The 16,679-nt window shown below is 66.8% G+C and carries 17 protein-coding genes; 3 read left to right on the top strand and 14 right to left on the bottom strand.

Annotated features, from left to right (window positions below; translation table 11 throughout):
- Positions 1-262 precede the first annotated feature (262 nt).
- From RCF13_RS25425 to RCF13_RS25390, 8 genes are all read right to left on the bottom strand, one after another.
- Positions 263-2,683 carry a TonB-dependent receptor gene (locus RCF13_RS25425; RefSeq protein ID WP_134969319.1) on the bottom strand — a complete coding sequence of 807 codons (2,421 nt, stop codon included), beginning with the start codon at positions 2,681-2,683 and terminating at the stop codon, positions 263-265.
- 145 nt (positions 2,684-2,828) lie between these two features.
- Positions 2,829-3,230, bottom strand: a complete 402-nt coding sequence (locus RCF13_RS25420; RefSeq protein ID WP_154350358.1) for a hypothetical protein — start codon at positions 3,228-3,230, stop codon at positions 2,829-2,831.
- A gap of 164 nt (positions 3,231-3,394) precedes the next feature.
- Positions 3,395-4,072: a Fe2+-dependent dioxygenase gene (locus RCF13_RS25415; RefSeq protein ID WP_134968786.1), complete on the bottom strand. Its 678-nt coding sequence runs from the start codon at positions 4,070-4,072 to the stop codon at positions 3,395-3,397.
- Between the two features lie 10 nt (positions 4,073-4,082).
- Complete coding sequence (locus RCF13_RS25410; RefSeq protein WP_231352594.1) at positions 4,083-4,802, bottom strand: tetratricopeptide repeat protein; 720 nt, start codon at positions 4,800-4,802, stop codon at positions 4,083-4,085.
- Between the two features lie 68 nt (positions 4,803-4,870).
- Entirely contained in the window at positions 4,871-7,162 is a 2,292-nt protein-coding gene (locus tag RCF13_RS25405; protein WP_061479223.1) for a TonB-dependent receptor, read from the bottom strand.
- 148 nt (positions 7,163-7,310) lie between these two features.
- Positions 7,311-7,715, bottom strand: a complete 405-nt coding sequence (locus RCF13_RS25400; RefSeq protein ID WP_134968785.1) for a hypothetical protein — start codon at positions 7,713-7,715, stop codon at positions 7,311-7,313.
- Between the two features lie 175 nt (positions 7,716-7,890).
- Entirely contained in the window at positions 7,891-8,223 is a 333-nt protein-coding gene (locus RCF13_RS25395; protein WP_061479221.1) for a non-heme iron oxygenase ferredoxin subunit, read from the bottom strand.
- Complete coding sequence (locus RCF13_RS25390; RefSeq protein ID WP_134968784.1) at positions 8,220-8,759, bottom strand: GNAT family N-acetyltransferase; 540 nt, start codon at positions 8,757-8,759, stop codon at positions 8,220-8,222. Before RCF13_RS25390 ends, RCF13_RS25395 begins: the two co-directional genes overlap by 4 nt.
- 133 nt (positions 8,760-8,892) lie before the next feature.
- On the opposite strand from RCF13_RS25390, the gene RCF13_RS25385 reads away from it, so the two are divergent.
- On the top strand, positions 8,893-9,363 hold the full coding sequence (locus tag RCF13_RS25385; RefSeq protein WP_134968783.1) for a hypothetical protein: 471 nt from the start codon (positions 8,893-8,895) through the stop codon (positions 9,361-9,363).
- A gap of 62 nt (positions 9,364-9,425) precedes the next feature.
- On the opposite strand, the gene RCF13_RS25380 is transcribed toward RCF13_RS25385, so the two are convergent.
- Genes RCF13_RS25380 through RCF13_RS25355 form a run of 6 tightly spaced genes read right to left on the bottom strand, consistent with a single transcriptional unit; the run spans position 9,426 to position 15,111 of the window.
- Entirely contained in the window at positions 9,426-10,682 is a 1,257-nt protein-coding gene (locus RCF13_RS25380; protein ID WP_134968782.1) for a cysteine desulfurase, read from the bottom strand.
- Entirely contained in the window at positions 10,679-11,941 is a 1,263-nt protein-coding gene (gene sufD, locus RCF13_RS25375) for a Fe-S cluster assembly protein SufD (protein ID WP_134968781.1), read from the bottom strand. The genes RCF13_RS25380 and sufD overlap by 4 nt, the downstream gene beginning before the upstream one ends.
- The gene (sufC, locus tag RCF13_RS25370; protein ID WP_134968780.1) at positions 11,941-12,705 is read right to left on the bottom strand and encodes a Fe-S cluster assembly ATPase SufC; all 765 of its coding nucleotides are present in this window, start codon (positions 12,703-12,705) and stop codon (positions 11,941-11,943) included. Before sufC ends, sufD begins: the two co-directional genes overlap by 1 nt.
- Positions 12,706-12,749: 44 nt before the next feature.
- On the bottom strand, positions 12,750-13,166 hold the full coding sequence (locus RCF13_RS25365; protein ID WP_134968779.1) for a lysozyme inhibitor LprI family protein: 417 nt from the start codon (positions 13,164-13,166) through the stop codon (positions 12,750-12,752).
- The gene (sufB, locus tag RCF13_RS25360) at positions 13,163-14,638 is read right to left on the bottom strand and encodes a Fe-S cluster assembly protein SufB (protein ID WP_005408435.1); all 1,476 of its coding nucleotides are present in this window, start codon (positions 14,636-14,638) and stop codon (positions 13,163-13,165) included. Before sufB ends, RCF13_RS25365 begins: the two co-directional genes overlap by 4 nt.
- 17 nt (positions 14,639-14,655) lie before the next feature.
- On the bottom strand, positions 14,656-15,111 hold the full coding sequence (locus RCF13_RS25355; RefSeq protein WP_049414161.1) for an SUF system Fe-S cluster assembly regulator: 456 nt from the start codon (positions 15,109-15,111) through the stop codon (positions 14,656-14,658).
- Between the two features lie 211 nt (positions 15,112-15,322).
- Here RCF13_RS25355 and RCF13_RS25350 point away from each other — a divergent pair, with 211 nt between their 5' ends.
- A complete protein-coding gene (locus RCF13_RS25350; RefSeq protein WP_134968778.1) occupies positions 15,323-15,790 on the top strand; it encodes an SET domain-containing protein-lysine N-methyltransferase in 468 nt (155 codons plus the stop codon).
- Positions 15,791-15,892: 102 nt separating this feature from the next.
- Positions 15,893-16,435, top strand: a complete 543-nt coding sequence (locus RCF13_RS25345) for a type 1 glutamine amidotransferase domain-containing protein (RefSeq protein WP_308141655.1) — start codon at positions 15,893-15,895, stop codon at positions 16,433-16,435.
- Positions 16,436-16,679: the final 244 nt, after the last annotated feature.

The raw sequence follows: 16,679 nt of genomic DNA, 5'->3' as shown, positions 1-16,679 counted from the left end.
TTCTGATCGCCGCGCCCTGCTCCTGCTCCACGCATGGCGTGGATCTACCGGTAGTGGCCGCCGCTGGCCGGCACCCCCGTCATCCAGCTGCCGGATACCGAACCCTAAGCAAATGCGAACGATTCTCATAAATTATTTTATTTTAATAGCTCGAATTTGGGTTTTTTTGTTTAGCCGGGTGCAGGCTTGGGGGGGGGCGGCCCCGCGGCCGCCACTACCGGTAGATCCACGCCATGCGTGGAGCAGGAGCAGGGCGCGGCGATCAGAACTTCGCGTTCAGCGAAATCCAGTAGCTGCGCCGCTGGTCCTTGGTCGCATAGTCGTCCACGCAGTTGAATTCGCTCTGGCTGATCAACAGGCACGACTGCGAGACGAAATCCTTGTCGAACAGGTTGTTGACCCGTGCGTTCACCGTCAGCCAGGGCGTGGCCTTCCAGCTGCCACCCAGATGGAAGATCGTGTAGTCCTCGTAGTAGCGGGTGTGGCTGGCGCCGTTGGCGTCCAGCAGCGTGTCGCGGTAGCGGTCGTAGCGGCCCTCGCCGATCAGCGACAGGCTTACCGCTTCGTTGACCTGCCAGTTGAGGCTGGCGTTGGCCATGTGTTTTGCCGGCATGGTGCCGCTGATCGGCAGCCCCTTCTGTGCGCCACGGGTCTGCTCGCTCCTGGTCCAGGTGTAGTTGCCGCGCAGCTGCAGGGTGTCGAGCAGGTCGACGTGGGCGGCCAGTTCGGCACCCCGCGTTTCAGCCTTGTCAATGTTCACGCTTTGGGTGAAGGTGCTGTAGCCCAGTGCGGCCCAGCCTGGGCCGATGTCCACGCAGTAGCCGCTGCCGGCGCGCGCCACTTCGCAGTTGGGGAAGGTGCCGCCGCTGGCGATCTTGTCCTCGAATTTGTTGAAGAAGCCGGTCACGTTGAAGCCCCAGCGCTGGCCCTCGTAGTAGGCGGCCAGCTCGTAGTTGGTGCTGGTTTCAGGCTTCAGGTTCGGCGAACCCACCAGCGGCAGCACGCCCTGGCCACCGAAGCCGGTGATGCCCGGGAACAGCTGGTCCGGACGCGGGGTCTTGTAGCCGGTGCTGACGCCGCCCTTGAATGTCCACGCATCGCTGGCGTTCCACACCAGGTAGCCACGCGGGCTGACGTGGCTGCCGAACACGTTGTGGTCGTCGTAGCGCAGGCCGAAGGTGGCGGTGAGGGTGTCGGTCAGCGCCCAGTTGTCCTCGGCAAACAGCGCCCACATGCGGTGTTTCTGCTTGACGTTGCTGCGGTAGCCGGCGCCATCCATGCCAAACACACCGTCGACCATGTCAGTGTGGTTGTACTGGCCACCCACCGTCAGCGTGTGCGCGCCGAAGTCCAGGTCGAGCATCGTATCGAGCACGTAGCCTTCCAGTTCCATGCTGCGCAGCGGGCGCGGCAGGAACGCCTGCAGGCGCGCCGTCTCACTCGGGTTGAGGGCGGCCAGGGCGTTGCCTCGGCCGGCCGCACAGTGGTTGGCGGCGCCAGTGCGGCGGCAGACGTCATTCCACAGCGTCTGCAGGTTGGCGCGCTCGTCCAGGGTCAGCGGCAGCGAACGACCCAGGTTGTTGCTCTTGCTGTGGGTCAGTGAGGTCTGCCAGGTGCCGAAGCTGTAGCGGCCCTGGTGGGTCAGCGACAGCTGATCGCGCTCGTAGCGCTGGTAGGCGGTGTAGCCCACGCGCGGCTGCACCACGCGACGGGTGACGGTGCCGCTGCCGTTCGGGTTGGGAATGACCGCATTGCCGACGCGCCACAGGCTGGCCAGGCTGTCGAGGGTGCCTGTCTGGCCTTCGCTGTTGTTGTATTTCTGCCGCGACACGTCGTAGTCCAGCCACAGTTCGTGATCGTCGTTGATGCGGAAGTCCAGGCGCACACCGGTGTTCCAGTTGGTGTTGGCGACCGACTTGCCGCCACCGCCGAAGCCGATGCTGCGCTCCCACGGCGTACCGTCGGGAAGGGTCAGTGCATCCCATTCCGGGTTCGATGCCTTGGCATCGTAGTAGCTGCCGCGTACCGCCAGGCTGAGGCGGTCCTTCAGCAGTGGGCCGCTCAGGTAGAGGTCGGTGGTGCGCGCATCGCCGAACTGGTCGTCCTGCTGCACGGTGAAGCCTTGGGTCACCGAGCCGTGCCAGCTGTCCTGGTTGCGGCGGGTGATGATGTTGATGACGCCGCCCATCGCATCCGAGCCGTACAGCGTGGACATCGGCCCGCGCACGACTTCGATGCGTTCGATCGCCTCCAGTGGCGGCAGGTAGGCGAACTGGCCGCCACCGAAGTTGTTCGGGTAGATCTGGCCGACATTGCTCTGGCGACGGCCGTCGATCAGCACCAGGGTGTACTCGGACGGCAGACCGCGCATCGACACGGTGGCGCGGCCGTTCTTGTCGGTCGCTTCCAGGCCCACGTCGATGCCTTCGACGTCGCGCAGCGCATCGACCAGGCTGGTATACGGGCGCTTGCTCAGTTCCTCGCGGCTGACCACGCTGATGCTGGCCGGGGCATCGATCACCTTCTGTTCGAAGCCGGAGGCGGTGACCACCACCTTGTCCAGTGCCTGCGGGGCGCCGACGGCGTCACCGTGGGCGAAGGCGGGGCTGGCGAAAGCCGCGAGCACGGCGCTGGTCAGCAGGGTACGGGACAGGGACGAACGGACACGATGGCGCTGGGCCATGGCAATTACCTCGAAGAATGCAGGATGGCGCGATGCCGTGCGCGAAGCGCGCGGCGGGCACGGAAGGCCCGGTCAGGGGCGGCAGGGATGAAGCAGGCAGCGACGTGCAGGCGCGACCGCGCAGGCGGTCACGCCAGGCCGTGGATCAGGCCAGCGGGGGCGCCTGGCCGCGCTGCTGGCGGCGCCCGGGCGCATCGGCCCAGGGCGTGTCCGGAGCGGCCAGCGGCCAGTCCGGGCGCACGCCGGGCATGGCCGGGGTGGCGGGTACGAGTTCGAGTTCAGTGCGCAGCCAGTGGCTGGCCAGCAGCAACGGCGGGTGTGCCTGCTCGGCCGCTTTCACCGGGGTGGAGGCACAGCGGCGCAGCTTGGCCGGCGCCTCTTCCTGCAGGGGGCTTTCGCCACCGCGCTCTTCCAGCGGCATCTGCATGGCCATTCCAGCCTGGGCCTGTGGCAGCAGTGGCAGGGTGCCCAGCAGCAACGCCAGCGTCGCCACCCATGCCAGCAGGCTGGCCAGCGCCGGACGCTGGCCGCGCATGGCGGTGCCCATCTTGCGATGGATGAGTGGGTGAGGGCGAAGCGGACGCAGCAAGCAGGGGTCCCCAGGGGTCTGCCGGCAGCGGCCGGCATCAACGGGGCGTGATTGTAATGAGAGCTGTTAGCTGTTGCAAATGAGAATGATTGCCAAACCGACTCAGGCTTGCCGAATGGGGCTCAGACTTCGCTCCAGCGCCGCAGCAGGTTGTGGTACACGCCGGTCAGCTGCAGGATCGCCTCGGCGTCGCCGCCGGTCTGCCGCAGGCGCTCGATCGCGCCATCCATTTCCCACAGCAGGCGGCGCTGCACATCGTCGCGGACCATGCTCTGCACCCAGAAGAACGACGCCACGCGCGCGCCGCGGGTGACGGGGCGCACTTGATGCAGGCTGCTGGACGGATACACGATCAGGTCGCCAGCCGGCAGCTTCACTTCGTGCTCGCCGTAGGTGTCGCTGATGATCAGCTCGCCGCCTTCGTACTCCTCGGGCGCGGACAGGAACAGGGTGCAGGAGATGTCCGAACGCAGCTGTTCGCCGTTGGCCAGGTTCATCACGGCGCCATCGACATGGAAGCCGTAGGTGCCGCCGCCGCTGTAGCGGTTGAAGCGCGGTGGCAGGTACTTCAGTGGCAGCGCGGCGCTGAAGAACAGCGGATGCCGGGCCAGCGCGACGAGGATGATCTCGCCCAGCTCGCGGCGCAGCGGCGACGCCTCGGGCAGCTGCTGGTTGTGCTTGGCCTGCGCGCCCAGATGGCCGACGGTTTCGCGGCCATCGGTCCAGTCGGCAGCATCGAGGCGGCGGCGGAAGTCGGCCACCTGGTCGGCGCTGAGAATATCGGGGATGTGCAGCAGCATGCGGAACTCCTCAGAGCGACGGTGGCGCGACCAGGGCGCGCACCTGTGGATGCGGCGATGCGGCCAGCTCCGGCACGATGTGCGCCATGAACGCCGGGCTGCCGTGCGCCAGTGCAAGCTGCAGCCAGTGCACGGCCTGCTCGACCTGGCCGGCCTGCAGCAGGATCGAGGCGTAGTTGGCCTGGCCGCGGAAATCGCCGGTCTCGGCCGCGCGCCGGTACCAGCCCAGGGCGGCCTGCGGATCGCGCTCGATCTCCAGGCCGTCTTCAAGGTGGCGGGCCAGCAGGTTCATCGATTTGGCATGGCCCAGATGCGCGGCACGGGTGTACAGGGCCAGTGCCTGCGCGCGGTCCTGGGGCACGCCGCGGCCGGTGGCCAGCAGGTTGGCCAGGTTGTACAGGCCCCAGTCCAGGCCGGTGTCGGCCGCGCGCCGGTACCACACCGCGGCCAGCGTGGGATCGGGCGTGGTGCCCTGGCCCAGCTCATGGCAGCGGCCGAGCATGTTCATCGCCATCGGCGCGCCGTTGTTGGCGGCGGTTTCGTACCAGAGCAGCGCAGCCGAGGCGTCCTGCGCGGTGCCTTTACCTTCCATGTGCATCTGCGCGAGCAGCAGCTGCGCCTCGACCTGCCCGGCCTGTGCGGCGTCGCGCACGCGTGCGAACGCAGCCTGTGGATCGTGCTGGAGCAGCTCGGCCAGGGCGTCGCTGTCGATGGGGGTACGGGTTGCCATGGGGTGAGTATCGCCGGAAACAAAAACGGCGGCAGGAGCGCCTGCCGCCGTGGTGGAGCGCCGTTACATCAGAACTTGACGTTCAGTGCCAGAGTGGCCGAGCGACCCGGGGCGATGCTCGCGTAGTGCGAGGCATAGGCCTTGGTGAAGTAGGTCTTGTCGGTCAGGTTCTGCACGTTGAGCTGCAGGCTGATGTTGTCCTGGATCGCGTAGCTGGCCATCGCGTCGAAGCGGGTGTAGCTCGGGATCCACTTGGTGTTGGCGACATCACCGTACTGCTTGTCCGAGTAGAACGCGCCGGCGCCGAGGGTCAGGCCGATCGGGAAGCGGTAGGTGGTCCACAGGTTGGCGCTGTGCTTGGCAGTGTTCGGGAACACGTTGCCGTTGTACGGCGACGGCACGTACACGTTGGACGGGCAGGTGCGGCCCACTGGTGCGCCACAGACGAAACCGTTGTCCTTCAGTTCCGAGTCCAGGTAGGTGTAGCCGCCGTACAGGCTCCAGGCGTCGGTCAGCTGGCCGGTGAAGCCCAGTTCGAAGCCGTTGATCTCCTTCTTGCCGGCGTTCTGGCTGGTGCCGTTGTCGACCGTCACGCGTGCGTTGTTCATCACGGTGTGGAAGATCGCTGCGGTCAGGTTCAGGCGCTGGTCGAACAGGTCCCACTTGGTGCCCAGTTCGAGGTTCTTCGTGTCCTGCGGCTTGAGGTCGGCCACGGCGGCGCTCAGGCCGTCCGAACCGTCACCACCGTCCATGCCCGGCGGGGTCGAGGAGGTGCCCCACGACAGGTAGATGCTGCCGTTGGCGGCCGGCTTGAACACCACACCGGCCTGGTAGTTCAGGAAGTCATTGCTGTTGCGCACGCGGGTCGGCGCCTTGCCGGCCACCGGGGTGGTCAGGGTGGTGCGGAAGTCGTCGTAGCGCAGGCCGAGGTTGATCATCCACTGCTCATTGAGCTCGATGGTGTCGAACACGTAGGCCGAGGTGGTCCTGGTGCGCTGCTCGACGTCCAGTGCCTTGTCGCTGCGGTACACCGAATGGGTGGCTGCCCACGGATCGCGCGGATCCGGATCGGCGAAATCGGTGCAGTTGTAGCCGGTGGCCGCGCCGGTGGTCGGGCACTTGCTGTTGCCGGTGAGCGGGTTGCTGGTGCCCGGGGTCATCAGATAGCTGCCGCGGGTCATCTTCTCGTCGCTGTACTCCACGCCAGCGCTGTAGCTGTGCTTGAGCGCGCCGGTCTGGAAGGCACCGGTCAGGCCCAGCTGGTCGGCGAAGCTCTTGACGTCGACGGCGCGGGCGTTGGTACGGCGCCACAAGGTGCCGTAGTTGTTCGGGTTGCCCTGGCTGTCGTCCGGCTGGGTCCACAGGTAATCGTTGCTGGTGTTGCCCAGGCGCGCGATGTTGCGCAGCTTGTGGCCGCCGAAATCGTAGCTGGCATCCAGCGTGCTGATGTCGGCACGGGTGCGCTGGAAGTCACGGTCGACCAGGCCGTAGTAGTTGTTGCGGTCCGGCACCATCGGGCGGCCGTCGACCCACTTCGAGGCCGGCGCACCGTTCGGGTTGCCGTAGGGGAAACCACCGGCGTCCGGCAGGTCATCGCTCTGCATGTGGTAGTGGCTGGCGATCAGCTGCGCCGGGCCGTTCAGGCCGAACGCGATCGACGGCGCGATGCCCCAGCGGCTGACATTGGCGGCGTCGCGGCCAGCGATGTCCGATTCGTGCTTCATCAGGTTCAGGCGCGCGGCGATGCCATCGCCCAGAACGTAGTTGGCGTCCACGGTGCCGCGTGCGTAGCTGTCGGTACCGATGCCCATGCTGGCGTTGGTCTCGTTCTTCAGCTTAGGCGTCTTGCTCACCAGGTTCAGGCTGCCACCACCGGAATCACGGCCACCGTAGGCCGAGCTCGGGCCCTTGACCACTTCCACCTGCTCCAGATCGAAGATCTCGCGGGTCTGCGAGCCGACGTCGCGCAGGCCGTCGACGAAGACGTTGCTCTGCGAATCGAAGCCACGGATGAAGGGGCGGTCGCCGGTCGGGTTGCCGCCTTCGCCGGCACCGAAGGTGATGCCCGGCACCATGCGCAGTGCATCCTGCAGGTTGGTCGCACCGGTTTCGGCGATCAGCTTTTCCGACACGATCGACACCGACTTCGGGGTGTCCAGCAGTTCGGCGGTGAACTTCGGCGAGGACGGATTGAACCAGCTGCCGCGCACCTGCACCTTGTCCAGGTCGGTGGCATTGCGGGAGCCGGCATCGGCGCTGTCGGCAGCCTGCGCGGCCAGCGGTGCGAAGCCGGCGGCCAGGGTGGCGGTGGCGAGCAGGGATACGCGCGGGGCGTGTTTGCGGGACGTGATGTGGGTCATGGCTATGGGTAGTGGCGTGGATCGGGAAACGGCGAAGGCCGAAGCGCAGACAGCGCGACGACATGTAGAAGGCGGTATCTGTAGAGCCGAGCCGACGCTCGGCTGGCAGGAAACGTAAACAGGCGCACGGCAACCGCCGCAGGGCGCCTCAACTGGCGTGCGGTGCAGGCGGTGCGTGGCCGGGGTTCAATCGCAGTGCGGGATCGTGCAGTTGCCGGCGCAGGGCGTCGGAGCGCCATAGCGGGATATGTGCGACCAGGGGCGCGCGCAGGGGTGTCAGTCCGGCGCAGGGCGTGTTGCCCTCACCCTCAAGCGGCGGCTCCGGTGCAGGTGCAGCATGTTGCGGGCACTCGTCCGCCGACGGCGCCGGCAATGGCATGACCTGGCGCAAGCCTTCGGCATGTGCCTGCCACCCTTGGGCAGTCGGGTCGCTGCCGCGTCCTTCGTGCAGCGCCGACCAGCCCAGCAGCAGCGTCAGCAGCACGGCCACGGCCAGCGGCCACCCCTGGCGAGCGAGCCGGCACAACGTGGCAGAGGGCGCGGGCGAAGCCATGGCGCGAGGGCGGCGTCGTTACGAAGATGTTACGTAGAATAACATCAACGATAATGATTCGCATGTACGGCATGTTGCGGCACGTTGGAGTGGCCGGGGAACGCCCTGGGAGGGCCCTTGCGGGCCTCCTGCAGATCCAGCCCACGGGCGGATACCCCGAGGTCGGGGCGCGGCCTCAATCCCGGTCGTCGCGCGTCCAGACGGCGTCGTGTTCGCGCTTCACCGGGAACTTGGGTACCGGCGTATAGGCCGGGGCGCACAGGGCGCGGCCATCGCGCACGTCGAAGCGCGCGCCGTGCAGCACGCATTCCACGCTGCCTTCGGCGGTGTTGAATTCGCCCGAGGACAGTTCGAACTCCTCGTGCGTACACTGGTCTTCCAGTGCGTACAGCTCGCCGTCGAGGTTGAACACCACGATCGGGGTGCCGGTCACTTCGTCGAACACGCTCTTCATTTCACCGGGCAGCAGCTCGTTGCCGGCACAGACGAAGGTCCAGGTATCGCTCACGCGGCTGCTCCGGCCAGCGGTTTCTCCAGGATTTCGAAACGCAGGTCGTCGCGCTTGGGAATGCCGAAGCGTTCGTCGCCATACGGGAACGGCTTCTTGATGCCGGTACGCTGGTAGCCACGACGCTCGTAGAAGGCGATCAGTTCGTCGCGTACGTCGATCACTGTCATCTGCATCACCGGCACGTTCCATTCGCGTGCGGCGTGCGCTTCGGCGGCGTCCATCAGCTGCTTGCCGACACCGCCGCCCTGCTGGGCCGGATCGACCGAGAACATGCCGAAGTAGCCCTTGCCGTCGACATCGGCGACGTGGGCGCAGGCCACAAGAACGCCTTCGCGCTCGGCCAGGAGGATGGTCGAGCGCGGGCGCTCGAGGTCGGCCTGGATGCCTTCGGCGTCGATGCGGGCACCGTCCAGCAGGTCGGCTTCGGTGGTCCAGCCGACGCGGCTGGCATCGCCGCGGTAGGCCGAGGTGACCAGGGTGATCAGGGCGGGAATGTCGGCCGGCGTGGCGGCGCGGAAGGTCAGGGTGCTCATGGGGCCATTCTAGGTGGGGTATGGGCGGGCGCAAATGGGGGGAGGGGTCAGATCCCTTTCGCAACGCGGAGGAGCTCTGCCCCCGGGGCGCCGGCTATGCTCGCCGTTCATCGCTTTCCCGCAGGAGGCAGAAATGGATTGGCAGGGCGGAGACGGGGGCGCCATGAAGGTCGCTACGCTCGGCATGATCGTGGCGATGTCGATCCTGCTCGCGTGCACGGATGGCTCCGTCGTGGGCAGGGATGCTTCCTTCAACAGTTTTGCCTGCCCTGGGTTCAACCCGGCACGTGCACTTCCTGTCGCCCTGGAGGAACTGCGTGCGCACCCTGTCCGCTACCAGGGCCGCTTGGTAAAGGTGCGGGGTGCCTACGTCGAAGGCTGGGAAATGTCGGCGCTGCATCCGGGACCGCCGGTACGTGACCCGTGGGCGGCAGACGGCATCTGGGTGGAGGGAATCGCGCCGGTGACGTTGCCGACGGAGCAGGCTTTTGAAATGACCGGGATCGTGTCGGCGGCGCGGCCGGATGCGGTGAGCGGCAAGGGGCATCTTGGCCAGTGGCCTGCCGAACTATGTGTGTCGTCGGTGCGGCGGCTGCAGGAGTGATCGGGTAGTTGGGGTCAGAGCCCTTTCGGGCGGCGAAAGGGATCTGACCCCAGTCTGCGGGCTCATCCCAGCAGCTTGCGCACCTTGGTCAGCGCCGTCATGAACCGCTCGATCTCGGCGTGCGTGTTGTAGAACGCCAACGAGGCACGGCAGGTTGCTGCAACGCCGAAGTACTGCAGCAGCGGGTGCGCGCAGTGCTGGCCCGAGCGCACGGCCACGCCTTCCAGGTCGAGCAGGGTCGCCAGATCATGCGCATGTGCGCCGTCGATCAGGAATGAGACCACGGCCGCCTTTTCCGGTGCTTCGCCGATGATGCGCAGGCCATCGACGCGGTGCAGTTCTTCGGTGAAGTGCGCCAGCAGTTCGGCTTCGCGCGCTTCCACGTGGTCCTGCCCCAGCTGCTGCAGGTAGTCGGCGGCCACGCCCAGGCCGATGAAACCGGCGATGTTCGGGGTGCCGGCTTCGAACTTGTGCGGGGCATCGTTGAACACGGTGCCGTCGAAGCTGACTTCCTTGATCATCTCGCCGCCGCCGAGGAAGGGCGGCATCGCGTCCAGGTGTTCGCGGCGCGCCCACAGCGCACCGGTACCGGTTGGGCCGCACATCTTGTGGCCGGTGATGGCATAGAAATCGCAGCCGATCGCGGCGACGTCGACCTTGCGGTGCGGCACGGCCTGCGAGCCATCGACCACGGTGATGATGCCGCGCTTGCGCGCTTCGCGGCAGATCTCGCGCACCGGGTTGACCGTGCCCAGCACGTTGGAGACATGGGTGACCGCCAGCAGCTTGACCTCCGGGGTCATCGCCGCGCGCAGCGCATCCAGGTCCAGCGCACCATCGGGAGTGATCTCGGCCACGCGGATGGTGGCACCGGTACGCTGCGCGACCAGCTGCCACGGCACGATGTTGGCATGGTGCTCCATGCGCGACACCAGGATCACGTCGCCGGCCTTCAGCCGCGGCAGCGCCCACGAATACGCCACCAGGTTGATGGCGAAGGTGGTGCCGCTGCACAGCACCAGCTCGCTGGGGCGCACGTTGAGGAAGCGCGCCAGCGTGTTGCGCGCACCTTCGTAGGCATCGGTGGCTTCGCTGCCCAGTGCATGCACCGCGCGGCTGACGTTGGCGTTGTAACGGCGGTAGAACTCGTCCACCGCGCCGATCACCTGCACCGGCTTCTGGCCGGTGTTGGCATTGTCGAAATAGACCAGCGGCTTGCCGTGTACTTCGCGCATCAGCAGCGGGAAGTCGAGGCGGACGCGGTCCCAGTCGGGGGCGCCGGTGCGTTCTTCGATCGGGCGCGGCGTGGACAGATTCATGCCACACCCGCCTCGGCCAGGGCCTTGTCCAGGCGGCGTGCCAGCTGCGCGCGCAGCGCGTCCGGCAGGATCTTCAGCGGTTCATGGCAGAACGCAGCGCTCAGCAGCGCCTGCGCCTGGGCCTGCGGCAGGCCGCGCGAGCGCAGGTAGAACAGCGCATTGGCATCGAGCTGGCCAACGGTCGCGCCGTGCGCGGCCTTCACTTCATCGGCGTCGATCACCAGCGTCGGCTGGGTGTCGATCTCGGCGTCCGCCGACAGCAGCAGGTTCTTGTTGGACAGGTTCGCGTCGGTGCCATCGGCGCCTTCGCGGATCTGGATGCCACCATGGAACACCACGCGGCTGCGGTTGGCGGCTACGCCGCGCCACAGCAGCTCGCAGGCGGTATCGCGGGCGATATGGTCGATGCCGAGGCGGGTTTCGACGTGGCGGCGGCCATTGCCGAGCAGCACGCCGTTGGCGGTCAGCCGGGCATTGTCGCCTTCCAGGCGCACGTTCAGTTCATGGCGGCTGAGCGCGGCGCCCAGTTCCAGGTCGACGCGGTGGTACTGCGCGTCGCGGGCCAACACCGCGTCGGTGCGCAGGAAGCTGGTCTGGCGTGCGCTGCCGGCCTGCACGCGGGCGTGCTTGAGCACGGCGTCGCGCGCGACGTGGGCATGCAGCACGGTGTTGTCCAGGTGGGCGGAGTCACCCACGCTGAAGCGGTGCTCGACCACGCCGAGGCTGGCGCCGGCACGCAGTTCGATCAGGTGGCGGTGATGCCAGGCCAGGTCGGTCTCGCCCGCCACACTGGCGAATACCAGCTGCAGCGGCGCTTCGACCTGCACGCCTTCGTCCACGCGCAGCACCACGCCTTCATCGGCCAGTGCGGCGTTGAGGCGGGCGAAGATCTCTTCGCTGCGCTCGTAGCGGCGGCCAAGGAAACGCACGGCGTCTTCGCCGGAGGCCAGTGCGGCCGACAGCGGCTGCAGCTGCACGCCGGCCGGCAGGGCCTGCACGTCGCTCAGCGTGGCATCGAGGCGGCCGTTGACGAACACCAGGCGCGGCGCCGGGATGTCGTCCAGCAGCGCGGCGTCCAGCGCCGGGCCCTGCAGCGGTGCCGCAGCAAACGCACGGCGTTCCAGCTGGCGCAGCGAGGTGTACTTCCAGGCTTCATTGCGGGCGGCCGGCAGGCCATCGCGCAGGGCCGCATCCAGCACTTCGCGGCGCGCATCGCTGCCGCAGAAGGCCTGGGCCATCGAGTCGAGCAGGGCGCTCATCAGACCGCCGCCTCGGGCACGACCCGGTCCTTCAGGAAATCATAGCCGTGCGCTTCCAGTTCCAGCGCCAGCTCGGGGCCGCCGCTCTTGACGATGCGGCCATCGGCCAGCACGTGCACCACGTCCGGCTTGATGTAGTCCAGCAGGCGCTGGTAATGGGTGATGACCAGGAACGAACGGTCGGCGGCGCGCAGCGCATTGACGCCGTCGGCCACGCTCTTCAGTGCGTCGATGTCCAGGCCCGAGTCGGTCTCGTCGAGGATCGCCAGCTTCGGTTCCAGCACGGCCAGCTGGAAGATCTCGTTGCGCTTCTTCTCGCCGCCGGAGAAGCCTTCGTTGACGCCACGATGCAGCAGCTCGTCCTTCAGGTGCAGCACGGCCAGCTTCTGCCGCACCAGCTTGAGGAACTGCATCGAATCGAGTTCCTCTTCGCCGCGCGCCTTGCGCTGGGCGTTCAGTGCCGCGCGCAGGAAGTAGGTGTTGTTCACGCCCGGGATTTCCACCGGGTACTGGAACGCCAGGAACAGGCCGGCGGCGGCGCGCGCTTCCGGGTCCTGGTCCAGCAGATCGCTGCCTTCGAACTGCACGCTGCCTTCGGTCACTTCGTAACCGTCGCGGCCGGCCAGGACATTGCCCAGGGTGGACTTGCCGGCGCCGTTGGGGCCCATGATGGCGTGCACCTGGCCGGGCTTCACTTCCAGCGACAGGCCCTTGAGGATTTCCTTGTCGCCGATGCGGGCGTGGAGGTTTTCGATCTTCAGCATTGGAATGGTCGTCTTGTCGAATGGGGGATGGCAGGCAGCGCGACTTACAGGTCGTATTCGCTGCGCTCCAGGAATTCGCTGCGCAGGTAGGCGGTGCGCGTATCGGTCAGGCTGGACTTGGCGTGCAGATACAGCATCGGGTACATCGAGCCGTACAGGACGCGCGGATTCTCGTCCTTGCCGACCGGGTAGCGCGCCTCCAGATCGGCATCACGCAGCTGCACCCACAGGCGCTGCGCGTCCTTCAGCCGGGCCAGTGCCACCGGCTGCCCGGCAAGCTTGGCCAGCACCTGCCGGTAGACCGCGTTGAGCTCGGCGTCGGCCTTGCGGAAATCGCGGTCGGCGCAGGCGTTGAGCTCCATCTGCGTGCCTTCAGGATTGCACCCGTCGGCGTCGGCGCTGGCCGCCCATGCCGGCGCGGCGGTACCGAGCAGCAGGGCCAGGGCGAACAGGGCCTTCATCCGACCGAACCTTCCAGCGAGACTTCCAGCAGCTTCTTGGCTTCCACTGCGAACTCCATCGGCAGTTCGCGGAACACCTGCTTGCAGAAGCCGTCGACGATCATCGACACCGCGTCTTCCTGGCTGATGCCACGGGCGCGGCAGTAGAACAGCTGGTCGTCGGAAATCTTGGAGGTGGTGGCCTCGTGCTCGACGGTGGCGCCCGGGTTCTTCACCTCGATGTAGGGGAAGGTGTGGGCGCCGCACTGCTTGCCGATCAGCAGCGAATCGCACTGGGTGTAGTTGCGCGCGCCATCGGCGTTGCGGTCCACCCGCACCAGGCCGCGGTAGGTGTTCTGGCCGCGGCCGGCGCTGATGCCCTTGCTGACGATCTTGCTCTTGGTGCGCTTGCCGACGTGGATCATCTTGGTGCCGGTGTCGGCCTGCTGGCGGTGATGGGTCAGCGCGACCGAGTGGAACTCACCGACCGAATCGTCGCCCAGCAGCACGCACGAGGGGTACTTCCAGGTGATCGCCGAGCCGGTCTCGACCTGGGTCCAGGTGACCTTGCTGCGCGCGCCGCGGCACTCGGCACGCTTGGTGACGAAGTTGTAGATGCCGCCGACGCCGTTCTCGTCGCCCGGATACCAGTTCTGCACCGTGGAGTACTTGATCTCCGCATCTTCCAGTGCCACCAGTTCGACCACCGCAGCGTGCAGCTGGTTCTCATCGCGCATCGGCGCGGTGCAGCCTTCCAGGTAGGAGACGTAGGCCTTGTCCTCGCACACGATCAGGGTGCGCTCGAACTGGCCGGTGTGGCCGGCGTTGATGCGGAAGTAGGTGCTCAGTTCCATCGGGCAGCGCACGCCTTTGGGAATGAACACGAAGCTGCCATCGGAGAACACCGCCGAGTTGAGCGCGGCGAAGTAGTTGTCACCCACCGGCACCACGGTGCCCAGGTACTGGCGCACCAGCTCCGGGTGTTCCTTGATGGCCTCGGACATCGAGCAGAAGATGATGCCCTTCTCAGCCAGTTCCTTGCGGAAGGTGGTACCGACGGAGACCGAGTCGAACACCGCATCCACCGCCACGCCGGCCAGCTTGGCGCGCTCGTGCAGCGGCACGCCCAGCTTGTCGTAGGTGTCGAGCAGTTCCTTCGGCACGTCGTCCAGCGAGGCGTACTTCGGGCCCTTCGGCGCCGAGTAGTAGCTGAGCGCCTGCAGGTCGATCGGGGCGATCTCCAGCTTGGCCCAGTCCGGCATCGGCATGGTCAGGAAGTGGCGGTAGGCGTCCAGGCGCCACTGCGTCATCCACTCCGGCTCGTCCTTCTTGGCCGACAGGGCACGGATGGTGTCCTCGTCCAGGCCCGGCGGCAGGGAGTCCGACTCGATCTCGGTGATGAAGCCAGCCGAATACTTGCGGCCGAGCTGCTCGTGGATCTCGCGGTTGGGGGTGTCGTCGTGGGCGACGTTTTCGATGGTTTCGGTGGCCATGGGGGGCTGCCTGTGGATCAGGAGACGACGTCGACAGCGATGGTGCGGCGCTGTTCGTCATCGGCAAGGGGAAGGGGGGGCAGGATCTGCGCAAGACTGACGTCGCGCAGGGCCTCGGACACCACGTCGTTGATCAACCGCCAGCTGCTGCGCGCGCCGCACTTGGGTGCCATGCCGCACTGGTGGTGGTCGTGGCTGCATTCGGTCAGGGCCAGCGGCCCTTCCATCGCTTCGACCACTTCGAACAGCGAGATCTCGATGGCCGGGCGGGTCAGCCGGTAGCCGCCACGGACACCGCGCAGGCCTTCGACCAGGCCGGCCTGGGCCAGCGGCTTGAGTACCTTGCTGACGGTGGGCGGCTCCAGGCCGGTGAATTCGGCCAGCTCGGTGGCACTGAGCACCTCGCCCGGACGGGCGGCGAGCACGGTCAGCACGACGGTGGCGTAATCGGTGAGCTTGGTGACGCGCAACATGGGGATGCGAGTGGTTCTTAAAGCGGACTGAAATTGTACGCTTTTATTCGCCACCATCCAACCCGGGCATTCAGCCGGCGCTGGGGCCGGGCCGGGAGGCTCTGCCAGCGGGCGCTGCCGGGGGCGCCATGCTGCGCCAACCGGGTGATTTTCGCAATCACCCGGAATGGGCGAGAATCCCTGTTCCATTCGCTGCAAACAGCCCGTGCCGATGCCGAAGAAGATCCAAGCCCGCAAGTCCGCCATCCATGGCAACGGCGTGTTCGCCCTCGCCCCGATCAAGCAGGGCGAGCGCGTGATCCAGTACAAGGGCCTGCTGCGCAGCCACGGCGACGTTGATGCCGATGACAGCGGCGACGTCGAAAGCGGCCATACCTTCCTGTTCACCCTCAATGACGACTGGGTGATCGATGCCAACTACAAGGGCAACGATGCGCGCTGGATCAACCACAGCTGCGACCCGAACTGCGAGGCGGTGATCGAGGAGGATGAGGACGGCGACAGCCGTGGCGACAAGGTGTTCATCGAGGCGCTGCGCGATATCAAGGCTGGCGAAGAGCTGACCTACAACTACGGCATCACCCTGGCCGAGCGCCACACCGCCAAGTTGAAGAAGATCTGGGAATGCCGCTGCGGCTCGCCCAAGTGCACCGGCACCATGCTGCAGCCCAAGCGCTGACCGGCACCACCCGGAGGCTCTCCACCTGCCGTGCACGGCAGGGTCACCGCCGTGCAAGGGCCGTTCGTCCACGCTGTGCACTCCCCGAACTGGAGTGCACCCATGGCAGAGCGATTGAAAGGCAAACAGATCGCAATCCTCGCGACCCACGGCTTTGAACAGTCCGAATTGACCGAGCCCAAACGGCTGCTGGAAGCGGAAGGTGCGCGGGTCAGCGTGGTGTCGCCCGCAAAGGAGGCGACCATCAAGGGCTGGAAAGAGAAGAACTGGGGCGACGCCGTCGCGGTCGACATCCCGCTGGACGAGGCGGACCCGGCGGGCTTTGATGCCTTGGTGCTGCCGGGAGGTGTGATCAATCCGGACACACTGCGCACCGACGATGCGGTGCTCAGCTTCATCTGCTCAGTGGATGAAGCCGGCAAGCCCGTCGCCGCGATCTGTCATGGCCCGTGGCTGCTGATCAACAGCGGCCTGGCCGATGGCCGCGCGCTGACCTCCTGGCCGTCCCTTCAGCAGGATCTGGCCAACGCCGGTGCGAACTGGCGCGACGCCGAGGTCGTGGTCGACGGCAACGTGATCACCAGCCGCAAGCCGGATGACATTCCTGCTTTCAGCGAGGCGGTGGTAAAAGCGCTTGCCGCGTGATCCGCTCTACCGGTAGTGGCGGCCGGCGGCCGGCCCAACCGTTTTTTGCCAGCACGCCGGGCGGCACCGGTGACGACGGGCAGGGGGGTGGTCAGCTTCAACCCTACCGTGGGCAAGCTGGGGCGGGCAGGCGTGCTGGGAAATTTGGGTGGTGGGGGCCGCGGGCCGGCACTACCGGTAGAGCGGATCACGCGGCAAGCGCTTTTACCACCGCCTCGCTGAAAGCAGGAATGTCATCCGGCTT

The sequence above is a fragment of the Stenotrophomonas maltophilia group sp. RNC7 genome, assembly GCF_030910085.1.
GTDB classification, from domain to species: Bacteria; Pseudomonadota; Gammaproteobacteria; order Xanthomonadales; family Xanthomonadaceae; genus Stenotrophomonas; species Stenotrophomonas sepilia.
This window is presented reverse-complemented; position numbering and strand designations above follow the sequence as displayed.